The sequence below is a fragment of the Streptomyces sp. NPDC036764 genome (assembly GCF_055609385.1).
This window is the reverse complement of the sequence record NZ_JBVJPT010000012.1, coordinates 253,427-265,468: the sequence shown is the minus strand read 5'-3', so window position 1 is coordinate 265,468 and position 12,042 is coordinate 253,427. Positions and strand designations below refer to the sequence as shown.

The window sequence follows — 12,042 nt, the reverse complement described above, 5'->3', positions numbered from 1 at the left end:
GGGACGGTGACGAACACCCTGGTTGAGGTCGCGTTCGGCGCGACGCTCACTTCGTCGTCGCCTGTGTTGACGGACGTCAGCGAGTACGTCGACCTGATCCGCGGCATCGACATCGACCGCGGCGCGCAGGACGAACTGTCCGAGATCCAGCCGAGCACGTGCCGGATCGCGCTCACCAACAGCGACGGCCGGTTCACTCCGGCACGCGCCGCGTCGCCCTACTACCCGAACGTCAAGAAGGGGGTACCGATCCGCGTGAGCGTTGCGACGTTCACGCCGCGGACGGGGTCGTCGCCCTATCCGATGGACATGCTGGCCGACGACTTCGATGACAACCGCATCTCCAGCACGCTGTGGCCGAACAGCTACGGCGGCGTGTCGGAGGTGGGCGGCCGCGCTCGGATCCCGCTCACGCCCGGGGTGACGGCCGGCTACCTGTCGGTCCGCGAGTGGACGCTGGTCGCCAGCAAGCTCACGGCGAAGTTGGTCACGATCCCGGCGGCGGGTGGCTCGTCGTCGGCGGTGTGCTCGATGTGGGTCAACTCGACTACGTCGGGCACCCGGTTGGGCTGGCGGTACAACGCTCTGACCGGCGTCGTCTCCGCCGAGTCGCAGACCGCGTTCTCCGACGGCGCTGCGGTCACGTTCACCTACTCGCCGTTCAGCTACATGTGGCTGCGGGTACGGGAGTCGGGCGGCACCGTGTTCTGGGAGTCGTCCAGCGACGGCGCCACCTGGACGACGCGCCGCTCCCTCGCCGCCCCGTCCTGGGTGACCAGCCAGACCCACGCCGTGGAATTCGCCGCGGCCCGCACCGGCGGCGTCGCCGACTACTGCGAGTGGGACCTCGTCGGCGCAACCGTGCACCCCCGGTTCTTTGGCCTGGTGCAGGACTGGCCAACCGAGTGGAAGGGTCTCCACTCCACCGCGACTATCACGTGCACGGATCTGCTCACCTGGGCGAACATCGTCAAGGCCCTCCAGCCGATGCTGGTGCAGGAGGTCCTGCTCGACCGGCCGAGCGCGTACTACCCGCTGACCGAGCCGTCCGACAGCACCAGCGCCGGAGACCTGTCGGGCACCCAGAACGTGGGCTCCCTGTCCCTCGTGCAGGCCAGCGTCGGAGGAACCCTGGAGTTCGGGGCCGGCACCGGGCCTATGGGAGCCGGCGGGGCGACAGCGCCGGTGTTCACGCCCGCGTCGGCGAGCGCGGGCAAGTATCTGCAAGCCGACCTCGGCGGGACCGTCGAGGCCGCGAACGTCAGCTTCCGTGTGCGCGCTGAAGCGTGGTTCTCGACCAGCACCAACGGGCGCGTGCTGCTCGGCTGGATGTCGTCGGATGCCAGCAAGCGCATCGTCGTCTCGCTGGAGTCCGGCACCGGCAAAGTGCAGATCGAGTACTCGTCGTTCGTCGGCGGCCCGCTCACCGCGTTCGTGGTGGCCGCCTCGCCGAACCTCGCCGACGGCAACCTGCACCACCTGATCTACAACGAGAACGAGCAGACGGTGCACGTCGACGGCACCTCGTATGCGGTGACCACCGGCGTGACCGACGGCGCCCGTACCCTCCAGGTCGGCGGCTTCCAGAACGGCCGCCTGTGGAACGGCACCATCGCCCACGTCGCGCTGTACGTCCGGTCGGTGACCTCCGCGTCCCTGACCCCGCACTACACGACGGGAACCACCGCGCACGCCGGCGAGGACGCGGACGTCCGCATGTCCAGGCTGGCGTCCTACGCCGGTCTCTCCGTCACCATGCAGGGCTCGACCTTCGACGCGCTCGCCGCGCAGGCCGAGCTCGGCCGCAGCGCGCTGGAACACATGCGGGACGTGGCCCGCACCGAGTCGGGGAAGCTGCTCACCAACCGCAGCTCCGGGACGCCGCTGGTGTTCCAGAGCAGGGACCTGCGGTACAACCCCGTGGCCGCCCTCACGCTGGCCTACGCGGACCTGGAGACCGACGGCGTCAAGTACGCCTACGACGATCAGAAGGTGGTCAACGCCGTCACCGCGTCCCGGCCGGGCGGCGCCACGCAGCGCGTCATCAGCCAGGACTCGATCGACGCCTACGGCGAGAAGCCGCAGGACTTGCAGCTCCTGAAGGACACGGACAACTCCGCGGCCGACGCAGCGAACTGGCTGATCAGCCGGTACGCCGATCCGCCGCCCGAGGTGCGGCAGGTGCCCGTCGAGGCGTACAGCATGCCGGTCGCCACCTACCGCGCCCTGCTGGACGCCGACGTGTCCACCGTCATCGGCCTGACCGCCCTGCCGGACCAGGCGCCGGCCAGTACCGCCACCGCCATCGTCGAGGGCTACACCGAGCGCATCGGCCTGTGGCAGCACAGCCTCGACTTCCACACCAGCAGGGCGGACACCGACACCGTGTGGGTCCTCGACGACTCGACCTACTCGGTCCTCGACTCCACAACCCGACTCGCCTACTAGGAGGTGCGCTGTGTCCATCCCCGTCGTGCGGGCCGAGACGTTCTACCTGCCACCGCCCGGCCAACCGCCCGGCTACTGGGCGCTGGTGCCGCCGGCCGAGCGAGTCTTCCGCTGGGTCGAGCTGCGCCAGCAGCGCCGCCTCGAACCACCGGACGGTTTCATCCTCGGGCACAGGATCTACGCCCGCATCAACCACGGCCGCTGGGTGGCCGACTGCCCGTGCGGTTCCGCGCAGGTCGTCACCCCCGCCGATCAACGGCTCGCCTGCACCGAGTGCGGCGCCGGCTGGTTCCGGCTCGTCTTCCCCGAGGACCCGGACGCCGCCGAGGCGGACGTCGCCGACAGGCTGCCGCACGAACGGAACTGGTGGCACCCGGACGACGAGAGCTGGGACCGGCCGCCCGCACCGAAGGAACCGGAGCCTGAGGGCATGGAACTGGCGAACGCCCTCGCGTCCGCGGTACTGGCTGGTGTCCCGCGCGAGTCTCTCGCCCCGCTCGTCGAGGAGGCGAACCAGTGACGTTCGCACCCCGCACCTGGGTCGTCGGCGAGGTCGTCACCGCCGCCCTGCTCAACCAAGAGATCCGCGATCAGATCAACTCGATACTCGCGGCCTGGACCAGCTACACCCCGACCTGGGCATCGAGCGGAACCGCACCGAACATCGGCAACGGATCGATCGTCGGCCGCAGCATGAAGGTCGGCCGGACGGTCATCGCCACCATCAACCAGACCAACGGCTCGACGACCACCTACGGCACCGGCAACTACAACTGGAGCCTCCCGTTCCAGGCCGCCAACGCCGGCGCCAACCTCATCGGCAACGCCCACTACCTCGGCACTGCCCGCTGGTTCGGATCGACGGTCATCAGCGGCAACGCCACAACCATGAGCCCGTTCTTCCCCACCGCCACAAACGACACCCGCATCGACTTCATGACCGCGAGCAAACCGGAGACCCTCGCCTCCGGCGGACAGACCCGCATGACCTTCGTGTACGAAGCCGCCGCATAGGAGACCCCAATGGCCGAGCTCGAACTCCGCGTCACCGCAAACGACAGCAGCCGCCCCGCCTACGAAGTCCGCGTCAACGACGGCGGCATGGACGGCGGCAGCACCTGCCAGTTCTTTATTGGTGGCCAGCCCGGCGGCGTCACACCCGACGCCCTGGACGCCGCCGTCCGGGCGTTCGCCGAAAGTCTCGGCTCCGTTCCCAACGCCTCCGTCGTCAGCGTCACTCGCCTCACCGTGGCCGGCGACAGCCTGTAGCCCTTCGCCCACCCCTTCGGTCCCGCGCCATCCGGCCGGGACCCTTCGCATGTCTGGAGCACGCATGGCCACACCGCCGCCCGCAAGAACCTTCCTTCAGCGCCTCATCGACGAGGGCGTATCCGTCGTCGAGGTCGGCAGTTGGGAGACGCACAACCGCAACAGCAAGGGCCCGTTCGGTCCCGTGCATGGCGTGATGATCCACCACACCGTGACCAAGGGAACCGCCGCCACGGTGAAGATCTGCCGCGACGGGCACGCCTCCCTGCCCGGTCCGCTGTGTCACGGCGTCATCGCCAAGGACGGCCGGGTCCACCTCGTCGGCTACGGCCGCGCGAATCACGCGGGCCTCGGCGACCCCGACGTCCTCGCCGCGGTCATCGCCGAGCGGCGGCCGCCCCTCGACACCGAGGCCACCGTCGACGGCAACCGCGCCTTCTACGGCTTCGAGTGCGAGAACCTCGGCGACAACAAGGACCCGTGGCCCGACGTGCAGATCGATGCGATCGTCCGCGTTATCTCCGCACTCTGCCGCTACCACGGCTGGTCCGCCCGGTCGGCTCTGCGCCACCTCGACTGGCAGCCCGGCAAGGTCGACCCTCGCGGGCCCGGCATGGACTGGGACGCGATCCTCGACCGCGTCACCAAGCGGCTCGGCACGAAGCCCGCTACCACCCCGCTGCCCAAGCCGACGAAGCCGGTCGTCGACCTGTCCAAGCTGCGCTACGCCGCGCTCACCAACCCGACGGCGAAGGGCACCCCCGTCACCTACAGCGGCGTGCGCATCGTGGAGGCCGCGCTCGTCGACGCAGGACTGCTGGCAAAGCCGCTCCTCGATGGGCACTACGGCACGGCGACGGTCGACGCCTATGCCGACTGGCAGCGCTCCAAGGACGGCGGAAGCTACCGGGGCGACGACGCCGACGGCATCCCCGGTAAGGACTCCCTGACCCGCCTCGGCAAGAAGTACGGCTTCGCGGTCGTCGCGTAGCCCCTCCTGAAAAGAGAGAACGTCATGACCGTGGACCTCAACAATGCCTACTGGCTGGGCCTCCTCGTCTCCGTCATCCTGCCCGTCCTCGTCGGTCTGGTGACCACCAGAGTCACGCACGCCGGGTGGAAGGCGGTCCTCCTGCTCGCCCTGTCCACCGCAACCGGCTTCGTCACCGAGTACGCCGGACCGCACGACGCCGGGTACAGCGTGGGCACCGCGGCCGTCCTGGCGCTCGTCAGCTTCGGCACCGGCGTGCTCAGCCACTTCGGGTTCTGGAAGCCGGTGGGCGTCAGCGCCAAGGCGCAGGACTCGTTCGTCAAGGCGGCCTAGGTGGTGTGCCGTGCGGCTCGGCTCCGCGAGATGCTGGGCCGCCGCGGCGCCTTCCTCCTCATCATCGGCGTAGGCAAGACCTGCTGGGGATTCGGCATGCTCGTCGACCCACCCGCCACACAGGGGCTGCGCCTGCTGACCGATCTGGGCGACATCCGTCACTGGTCCTGGCTGTGGATCGCAGCCGGTCTCATCACCACCGGCTCGGCGTTCCTCCGTATCGGTCGGGACCGATACGGGTTCGTCGTCGCCCTGATTCCCCCCACGGTGTGGGCTATCGCCTACGCGGCCGCTGTCGTCAGCGGCGACTTCTCCCGCGGCGCGTATGTCGCGATCTGGTACCTCACCTCGCACGTCGGGGTCATCTTGTGGGCGAGCGCGGTGCCCGAGTACTCGGTTCCCCACGCACCGCAGCCCGCCCAGGAAGGCGGGCCCGGGTGAGTATCTGGGCGGCGATCGTGGCCGCGTTCGGCACGGTCGGGATGGTGGTGGCTGGGCTGTTCGCCGCCCGGGCCACGAGACAGGCAGCCGCGGCGACAGCGGAGGCGACACAGGCGGCGGCTGAAGCGCAGGCAGCGCCCGCGCTCCGGTCTGCTGACCTGGCCGTGTTGCAGGCCACGGTCAAGCGCGTCGACGAGGAGAACGGCAGCTTGCGGGTACGCATGTCCCGACTGGAGGCGATCGTCCGCGCGTTTTCTTGGAGCGCGGACCGGTGGCTTCGACAGATACACAGGGCGGGGATCGAGCCTGAGCCCCCGCATCCCTTGGTTGAGGAATACAACCGAACTGGAGTGTGACGGCGCCGCCCCCACTCTTCCGCCACGGCGGGAGGGTGGGGGCGTTTCGTCGTGTCCTAGTCCATGCCCGTCTTGGTGTCGGCGGATCGGGGGTGCCGCACGGCGTTCTTCAGCTCCTGCTCCACCTGAAGGCGAGGCAGGCCGGCCTCCTCCGCGAATGCTGCGATGCCGCGATGAACGGCGAGTGCCTGCTTGGCCGTGAGGGCGCCGGCCTGGATTGCGTTCCAGGCGGAACGTTCCAGCGCGATCAGTTCCTCGGGGAAGTCGGTGTCACTCACGAGTGGAGATCTTAAGCCGCCCCAGTCACGCAGCCTCCACTATGCCCCCATGCCCGCGTTCCGCGGCGACGGCGATCGTCCACTCCGCGACCAGCCGCTCGTATCGCTCGCGTGTCTCCCCGTACAGCCAGCCGCCGCACGCCACGACGAGCGCGCGGATCTCCGCGTTCACCACGGCAGCAGGCCGCACAAGCCCAGGAGGCGGGGAGTTCAGGGGCATGGCACAAGGCTACGGAGCCGAGGGCCGAATCACTCATGCGTGCCCCGGCCAATCCAGAGGCCTCACACGAAGATGGTCCCGCCCCATACCCTGACAGTGACGAGCTGTACAGAGAGGGGCGAGACCGTGCCATCTGATGCTACCCCGGACCCTTACGCTGACCCGCTTATCTTCGGCCAGCGGCTACAGATCCTCCGCACCCGCAAGGGTCTCACCCGCGACCAACTCGGCGGACTCGCAGGCCGCTCAGGGCAATGGGTAAAGGACATCGAGACAGGCCGGCGCCGTACCCCTCGGCTGGAGATCATCCTTCGGCTGGCTGAGATCCTCCGCGTCCGGGACCTGTCCGACCTCACTGGGGACCAGTCCGTGCACGTCGACCTGTTCACCGGCCCCGGCCACCCACGCCTGCCGGAGGTGAAGGCCGCCGTCGACGCCTTCCCCCTCACCACACAGCGCCCCGCCCCGCCAGCCGCACATCTTCGCGCCCGCCTCGCGCGGGCATGGGCTGCCCGTCACCAGGCGCCCAATCACCGCGAGGTCGTGGGCGAGTTGCTGCCCGATCTGATCAGGGACGCGCAGGCCGCAGTGCGGCAGGCAGACACCGGCGCCGACCGCCGGGCCGCGCACGCGATCCTTGCCGAGGTCTACTCCCTCGCCCAGTTCTTCTGCGCCTATCAGCCGGACCCCGCCCTGCTGTGGCGCGTCGCCGACCGCGGGCTCATCGCCGCGCAGGAGTCAGAGGATCCGCACGCGATCGGTGTCGCCGCGTGGCTCGCCGCCCAGGCACACCGGGACTCCGGGCCCGCGCACTACGACGCCGCGGACGCCGTGAACCTGGAGACGCTCACCTACCTGGACCCCTTGCTGCCGGACGCTTCGGACGACGTCCTCGCCATCGCCGGCGCCCTCACCTTCGAGGCCGGCTACACGGCCGCCCGCAGGGGTGAGACGGGCACCGCGTGGCGGTACTGGGACCAGGCCCGCGCGATGGCCGACCGGCTGCCGGCGGACTACTACCACCCGGTCACCAGCTTCGGCCGCGCCATCATGGGCGCGCACGCGGTCACCGTCGCCGTCGAGCTACACCAGGGAGGGGAGTCCGTGCGGCAGGCCGCGGCGGCGGACGCGGTGACGATCCCGTCTCGGCCGCGCCGCGCCCGGCACCGGATCGAGGAGGCGCGCGGTTACCAGTTGGACGGGCAGCCGGATGCTGCGCTGGCGACGCTGAACCAGGCACACGAAGCCGCACCGGAGACGATCAAGTACAACGGGTACGCGAAGCGGATTGTGCTGGAGGAGGCCGAGGCTAAGAGCCCGGCCCGGCGTCGCCGCGCTTCGGAACTCGCGGTGAAACTGGGGCTGCTGGCCGCATGAGCGAGGGGGTGCAAACTGCACCCCTGCTCCCCGCTCCCCGCTCCTACCGTCACGGTGTGACTACGGGAAGCACACGCCACACAGGGGAAACCGAGGTGCGCGGCCTGGTCGAAGAAGGCCTTGCCGCGACCGGAATCCTCCCGACCTACGAGCGGCTCGTCGAGCTCGACGAGCAACTCCGCGCGGCCATCGACAAGCTGCTGCCCGTCGCGCAGGCGGCAGCGGACAAGCTGAACCGTGGAACGCCCGAGTGGTACTCCCGGCAGACGGCGATCGACGAAGCCCGCAAGGTAATGGCCGGCGACCTCGGTATTGGCCTGCGCTCCGCGGCTATGCACGTCGCCGAGTTGGCGCGCCGCTGCTACGCCCTCCAGGAGAGGCGCTCATGAGCACGAAGACCCTTCCCCGCATGCGTGGCCGGATCTCCGGCTACTGCTGGGACGAGCATCCGAGCACTCGCGTCCACTGCACCGAGCCGGCCGGGCACCCCCCAAGGGACGGCAAGGGTGGCCACTGGCACCCGTACAGCAAGACCGAGTGGTAGACCCCCGCTACCGGGACGGCGCCGATCGTGCCGGTGGCGGGTGATGCGGCCGCTAAGTCCCCCGAGGCGGCCCTGGCCCGCCGTCGTGTGCACCCCTTGGCGCCGACGGCGGGCCTTCAGCGGACGAGGTCGGCGAGCGGGGTGTCGAGGGCGTCGGCGATGCGGAGCAGGTGGCTGTACCTCGGGTCGTTGAGTCCGCCCTCGATGCGCTGGATGGTCGAGCGGTCCAGACCGGCGCGCTCGGCGAGTTGCTCCTGTGTGAGATTCCTGTGGAGGCGCCGTGTCCGGATGCGTACACCAAGCGCGCGGCGGGCATTCGGGATCCACTCAGACTGATCTGCGGGCGGCACTCGACACACGCTCTGTCCCGCATGATCATTAGTCAGCAGCTACTTTGAGGCTTTTTTGGATCATGAATAGGAAGGCCCACCCCTGCGGCGCACTGGCATATGCCGCAGGGGTGGAGGTAGTTTCACTTAATCGAACACACGTTCACACGAATGGGCGACAGACCGGAAGGCGTGCCTCCTGATAGACCTGAGTGTGCGGACCACGTAGGTCGCCAAGTCGTGCCGGGGGAGCCTCCGTTGTGGTGCCCCCCTCCGGCGGCACCCCGGCACCGGGCGCCCCCGCAACTCTGACCGGTTGCGGGGGCCGCCTTATGTCTGGCCTGACCTGCGGAAACGAGCTGATCGTTTAGGAGATATTTAGGAGATCGGCTCGCGTACCAAGCCTGTATCCAGGGCGTAGGGAGTCTGTAGGCAGAGTGGGGACCGAGGGCAAGAGAAAGGCCCCGGACCCTCCCTGACCTGGGAGTTCCGGGGCCTAACCCCTGATCAAACCTGGTGCCCCCGGCAGGATTCGAACCTGCGACACCCGCTTTAGGAGAGCGGTGCTCTATCCCCTGAGCTACGAAGGCGGAAGGTGCCCTGACAGCGTAGCGGATTCGTCCCTCGGGGTTCGCGCCGGTTGTCGGTGATCGGTGGGGGCTCGGTGATCTTCGGTGGGGTGGACGGGAGCGTGGGGCCGGGGCCGCTTGACCTCAAGTTAGCTTGAGATTTTACGTTGCTTTCGCGGGGTCAGGCCACAAGCGCCCCGCGATCACCCCTGACCGCTTTCCGGAATCGAGGTACATCCATGTCCCTGCCCCCGCTCAAGATCGGCGTTCTTGTCGGCAGCGTTCGTCCCGCGCGGTTCGCCGACAAGGTCTCGGCGTGGTTCCTGTCCGAGATCGGGCGCCGTGACGACATGGAGACGCATGTCATCGATCTGTCCGAGCCCGACCTCGCCTCGGAACTCAAGCTCACCCTGGAGCAGTCCGACGGCTCCGGCGACGCTCCCACCCTCGCCCAGCGCATCGGCGGGCTCGACGGGTTCGTCGTCGTCACGCCCGAGTACAACCACGGCTACCCGGCGTCCCTGAAGCTCGCCATCGACTACGTCTACCGGGAGTGGCGGGCCAAGCCGGTCGGCTTCGTCTCCTACGGAGGTATGGCGGGCGGACAGCGGGCCGTCGAGCAGCTCCGTCAGGTCTTCGCCGAGCTGCACGCCGTCACCCTGCGCGACACCGTCAGTTTTCACATGGCCTGGGAACAGTTCGACGAGAACGGGCACCCCCGTGATCAGGACGGCACCGCCAAGGCCGCCTCCGTGCTGCTGGACCAGCTCGCCTGGTGGGCGCTCACCCTGCGCGAGGGCCGCGCCGCCAGGCCGTACGACGGCTGAGGCGACAGCCGACGCGCGCGGCTGGCCATGCCATCCGCATCGGCCGCCGGCCCGCCCCTCACCCCACCCCAACCCCACCAAACCGCCCCGCCACCCGCAGATCCTCCTCCACCCGTCCCGCCGTCTCCACCAGTTCGGGCAGTACGTCCCGGACGCACTCCTGCACTGATCGGCGTGCCGCGTGCATCGCTACGTTCAGGGCGGCGACCACCGTGCCCGTGCGGTCGCGGACCGGTACCGCCACCGAGCGCAGGCCCGCCTCAAGTTCCTCGTCGACCAGGGCGTATCCGTGGGTGCGGACGCTGGACAGGGTCGTCTCCAGGGTCGCGGGGTCCGTGATGGTGCGCGTGGTCAGTGGGCGCAGGTCGCGCAGGGCGGCCGTCAACTGGCCGTCGCCGTCCGGGAGATCCGCGAGCAGTACCCGGCCCATCGACGTCGCGTACGCCGGCAGTCGCGTGCCGATCGTGATGTTGACGCTCATCACGCGGCTGGTGGCGGCGCGGGCGATGTACTGGATCTCCTCGGCCGACGCCGTCAGCACCGCCAGGGACGCCGACTCGTGCACTCTGTCGGCCAGTTCGGCCAGGTGCGGGGTCGCGATCTCGGCCAGGGAAGTGCGGGACAGGGGAGGGTAGCCGAGGGACAGGACTCGGGGAGTCAGGGAGAAGGTGCGGTTGCCCGACGGGCGTACCAGGCCCAGGTGTTCGTACGTGATGAGCGCGCGCCGGGCCGTCGCGCGGGCCAGCCCGGTCGCGTTCGCCACGTCCGTGAGCGTCAGCTCGGCCCGGCCCTCGCCGAACGCGGTCAGTACGGTCAGCCCGCGCGCCAGCGACTCGACGAACTCCCTGCCCAGTTCCTGCTTGGAGGCGCCCGTCCAGGTCGCGAGGCCCGCCGGAGCGGTCGCGGGGCGCGGCTCGGGAGCCTCGCGCAGCTCGCGCTCCATCGCCGCCACCGCCGTCCGCAGGCGGGGGAGGAGCGTGTCGCGCAGGTCGGCGGCGGTGTGCCGGCTGGTGTGGCTCACCACGTTCGCCACGCACGCGATACGGCCGCCCGCGCGCGGATCGCGCACCGGTACCGACAGCGCGACCAGCCCCGGTTCGATCAACTGGTCGTCCAGCGCCCAGCCGTCCTTGCGCGCCCGCGCCGCCCGGCGCTCGAAGTCCTCGTCGGAGGACGGGTGCGACTGCCACGGTGCGGCCGGAAAGCCCCGGTCGTCCGGGTCCGCCGCCCGGCGCTCGCGCCACGCCCGCCACTGCATGTCCGTCCACTCCGTCGCGAACAGCGGGCCCGGCGACGTTCGTTCGGCCGGGAGCAGGTCGCCGATGCGGAAGCTGAGGGACATCGCGCGGCGGCGGGTCGCCTGATGGATGAAGCGGATGCCGTCGCGGTCGGCGACCGCCAGGGACACGGACTCGTCCAGCTCGTCGGCGAGCGCGTCCGCGTGGGAGGCGAGGAGGGAGGGCAGGGCGAGCGCCGCCAGGTAGGCGTTGCCCAGTTCCATCACGCGCGGCGCCAGCACGATGTCGCGGCCGTCGAGGCGGACGTACCCCATGCGCGCGAGCGTGGAGGCGATCCGGTCCACCGTCGACCGTGCCAGGCCGGTGCGGCGCTCCAGCCCGCTCGCGCTCAGCGTCCCGCCGGCCTCGGTCAGCCGCCGCAGCACCGTCACACCCCGAATCAGCGGCGTGACCGCCTCCGCGGGCACGGCACGGTCGTCGTCCAGGGTCGTCTTCGCGGGCATCGGCTCTCCGTACGGCGTTCGCAGCAGCCTCAACCGTAATCCGCCCCACGCGCGCCCGCGGCGACCTGGGCACACGCCCGCGCACCAATATCCCGCCCGATGCCCCGCCCGACGCCCGGCCCGACGCCCGGCCCGACGCCCGGCCCGACGCCCGGCCCGATGCCCGGCCCGATGCCCCGCCCGATGCCCCGCCCGACGCCCGGCCCGATGCCCCGCCCGATGCCCGGCCCGATGCCCCGGCCGAGGCGCCTGCCGGAGCCCCGGCGACACTCCTGCTCGCACCCGCCACCCTCGCACCCGCCACCCTCGGCCCCGACTC

Annotated in this window: 16 protein-coding genes and 1 tRNA gene; 12 read left to right on the top strand and 5 right to left on the bottom strand. The window is 70.2% G+C overall.

Annotation, left to right across the window (positions count from 1 at the left end; genetic code table 11):
• Positions 1 to 6: 6 nt before the first annotated feature.
• The 8 genes from ACZ69Q_RS34040 to ACZ69Q_RS34005 all read left to right on the top strand — a co-directional run bounded on the left by ACZ69Q_RS34040 (position 7) and on the right by ACZ69Q_RS34005 (position 5,838).
• A complete protein-coding gene (locus ACZ69Q_RS34040; protein ID WP_471049512.1) occupies positions 7 to 2,448 on the top strand; it encodes a hypothetical protein in 2,442 nt (813 codons plus the stop codon).
• Between the two features lie 10 nt (positions 2,449 to 2,458).
• The gene (locus ACZ69Q_RS34035; protein ID WP_471049510.1) at positions 2,459 to 2,968 is read left to right on the top strand and encodes a hypothetical protein; all 510 of its coding nucleotides are present in this window, start codon (positions 2,459 to 2,461) and stop codon (positions 2,966 to 2,968) included.
• Positions 2,965 to 3,462: a hypothetical protein gene (locus tag ACZ69Q_RS34030; RefSeq protein WP_471049509.1), complete on the top strand. Its 498-nt coding sequence runs from the start codon at positions 2,965 to 2,967 to the stop codon at positions 3,460 to 3,462. The genes ACZ69Q_RS34035 and ACZ69Q_RS34030 overlap by 4 nt, the downstream gene beginning before the upstream one ends.
• Before the next feature lie 9 nt (positions 3,463 to 3,471).
• Positions 3,472 to 3,717, top strand: coding sequence for a hypothetical protein (locus ACZ69Q_RS34025; RefSeq protein ID WP_471049506.1), 246 nt, complete (start codon positions 3,472 to 3,474; stop codon positions 3,715 to 3,717).
• A gap of 64 nt (positions 3,718 to 3,781) precedes the next feature.
• Positions 3,782 to 4,708, top strand: coding sequence for an N-acetylmuramoyl-L-alanine amidase (locus ACZ69Q_RS34020; RefSeq protein ID WP_471049504.1), 927 nt, complete (start codon positions 3,782 to 3,784; stop codon positions 4,706 to 4,708).
• Between the two features lie 24 nt (positions 4,709 to 4,732).
• Positions 4,733 to 5,041, top strand: a complete 309-nt coding sequence (locus ACZ69Q_RS34015) for a hypothetical protein (protein WP_471049502.1) — start codon at positions 4,733 to 4,735, stop codon at positions 5,039 to 5,041.
• Between the two features lie 30 nt (positions 5,042 to 5,071).
• The gene (locus ACZ69Q_RS34010) at positions 5,072 to 5,482 is read left to right on the top strand and encodes a hypothetical protein (protein ID WP_471049499.1); all 411 of its coding nucleotides are present in this window, start codon (positions 5,072 to 5,074) and stop codon (positions 5,480 to 5,482) included.
• Positions 5,479 to 5,838, top strand: a complete 360-nt coding sequence (locus ACZ69Q_RS34005) for a hypothetical protein (protein ID WP_471049498.1) — start codon at positions 5,479 to 5,481, stop codon at positions 5,836 to 5,838. Before ACZ69Q_RS34010 ends, ACZ69Q_RS34005 begins: the two co-directional genes overlap by 4 nt.
• Positions 5,839 to 5,894: 56 nt before the next feature.
• Here ACZ69Q_RS34005 and ACZ69Q_RS34000 read toward each other — a convergent pair whose 3' ends face one another.
• A complete protein-coding gene (locus ACZ69Q_RS34000) occupies positions 5,895 to 6,116 on the bottom strand; it encodes a hypothetical protein (protein ID WP_471049497.1) in 222 nt (73 codons plus the stop codon).
• 25 nt (positions 6,117 to 6,141) lie between these two features.
• Positions 6,142 to 6,336: a hypothetical protein gene (locus ACZ69Q_RS33995; RefSeq protein WP_471049495.1), complete on the bottom strand. Its 195-nt coding sequence runs from the start codon at positions 6,334 to 6,336 to the stop codon at positions 6,142 to 6,144.
• A gap of 126 nt (positions 6,337 to 6,462) precedes the next feature.
• Between ACZ69Q_RS33995 and ACZ69Q_RS33990 the strand changes: the two genes are divergently transcribed.
• The 3 genes from ACZ69Q_RS33990 to ACZ69Q_RS33980 are packed head-to-tail and all read left to right on the top strand — an operon-like array spanning position 6,463 to position 8,257.
• Entirely contained in the window at positions 6,463 to 7,713 is a 1,251-nt protein-coding gene (locus ACZ69Q_RS33990; RefSeq protein WP_471049494.1) for a helix-turn-helix domain-containing protein, read from the top strand.
• Between the two features lie 56 nt (positions 7,714 to 7,769).
• The gene (locus ACZ69Q_RS33985) at positions 7,770 to 8,102 is read left to right on the top strand and encodes a DUF6415 family natural product biosynthesis protein (protein ID WP_471049492.1); all 333 of its coding nucleotides are present in this window, start codon (positions 7,770 to 7,772) and stop codon (positions 8,100 to 8,102) included.
• Positions 8,099 to 8,257: a hypothetical protein gene (locus ACZ69Q_RS33980; RefSeq protein ID WP_471049491.1), complete on the top strand. Its 159-nt coding sequence runs from the start codon at positions 8,099 to 8,101 to the stop codon at positions 8,255 to 8,257. The genes ACZ69Q_RS33985 and ACZ69Q_RS33980 overlap by 4 nt, the downstream gene beginning before the upstream one ends.
• A 116-nt stretch (positions 8,258 to 8,373) precedes the next feature.
• Here the strand turns inward: ACZ69Q_RS33980 and ACZ69Q_RS33975 are convergent, their stop codons facing one another.
• Both ACZ69Q_RS33975 and ACZ69Q_RS33970 read right to left on the bottom strand, forming a co-directional pair.
• Positions 8,374 to 8,607: a helix-turn-helix domain-containing protein gene (locus ACZ69Q_RS33975; RefSeq protein ID WP_471049488.1), complete on the bottom strand. Its 234-nt coding sequence runs from the start codon at positions 8,605 to 8,607 to the stop codon at positions 8,374 to 8,376.
• A gap of 493 nt (positions 8,608 to 9,100) precedes the next feature.
• Positions 9,101 to 9,176: transfer RNA gene (locus tag ACZ69Q_RS33970), tRNA-Arg, on the bottom strand.
• 218 nt (positions 9,177 to 9,394) lie between these two features.
• Here ACZ69Q_RS33970 and ACZ69Q_RS33965 point away from each other — a divergent pair.
• On the top strand, positions 9,395 to 9,982 hold the full coding sequence (locus tag ACZ69Q_RS33965; protein ID WP_471049485.1) for an NADPH-dependent FMN reductase: 588 nt from the start codon (positions 9,395 to 9,397) through the stop codon (positions 9,980 to 9,982).
• 58 nt (positions 9,983 to 10,040) lie between these two features.
• Here the strand turns inward: ACZ69Q_RS33965 and ACZ69Q_RS33960 are convergent, their stop codons facing one another.
• Positions 10,041 to 11,723 (bottom strand): IclR family transcriptional regulator domain-containing protein, encoded by a 1,683-nt coding sequence (locus tag ACZ69Q_RS33960; RefSeq protein ID WP_471049482.1) that lies wholly within the window; start codon positions 11,721 to 11,723, stop codon positions 10,041 to 10,043.
• Positions 11,724 to 12,042 lie beyond the last annotated feature (319 nt).

What these genes read in the sequence shown, in the direction of transcription:
- ACZ69Q_RS34025 (WP_471049506.1), top strand. Translation starts at nt 3,472, where the DNA reads ATGGCCGAGCTCGAACTCCGCGTCACCGCAAACGACAGCAGCCGCCCC.
- ACZ69Q_RS34020 (WP_471049504.1), top strand. Translation starts at nt 3,782, where the DNA reads ATGGCCACACCGCCGCCCGCAAGAACCTTCCTTCAGCGCCTCATCGAC.
- ACZ69Q_RS34015 (WP_471049502.1), top strand. Translation starts at nt 4,733, where the DNA reads ATGACCGTGGACCTCAACAATGCCTACTGGCTGGGCCTCCTCGTCTCC.
- ACZ69Q_RS34010 (WP_471049499.1), top strand. Translation starts at nt 5,072, where the DNA reads ATGCTGGGCCGCCGCGGCGCCTTCCTCCTCATCATCGGCGTAGGCAAG.
- ACZ69Q_RS33995 (WP_471049495.1), bottom strand. Translation starts at nt 6,336, where the DNA reads ATGCCCCTGAACTCCCCGCCTCCTGGGCTTGTGCGGCCTGCTGCCGTG.
- ACZ69Q_RS33980 (WP_471049491.1), top strand. Translation starts at nt 8,099, where the DNA reads ATGAGCACGAAGACCCTTCCCCGCATGCGTGGCCGGATCTCCGGCTAC.
- ACZ69Q_RS33965 (WP_471049485.1), top strand. Translation starts at nt 9,395, where the DNA reads ATGTCCCTGCCCCCGCTCAAGATCGGCGTTCTTGTCGGCAGCGTTCGT.
- ACZ69Q_RS33960 (WP_471049482.1), bottom strand. Translation starts at nt 11,723, where the DNA reads ATGCCCGCGAAGACGACCCTGGACGACGACCGTGCCGTGCCCGCGGAG.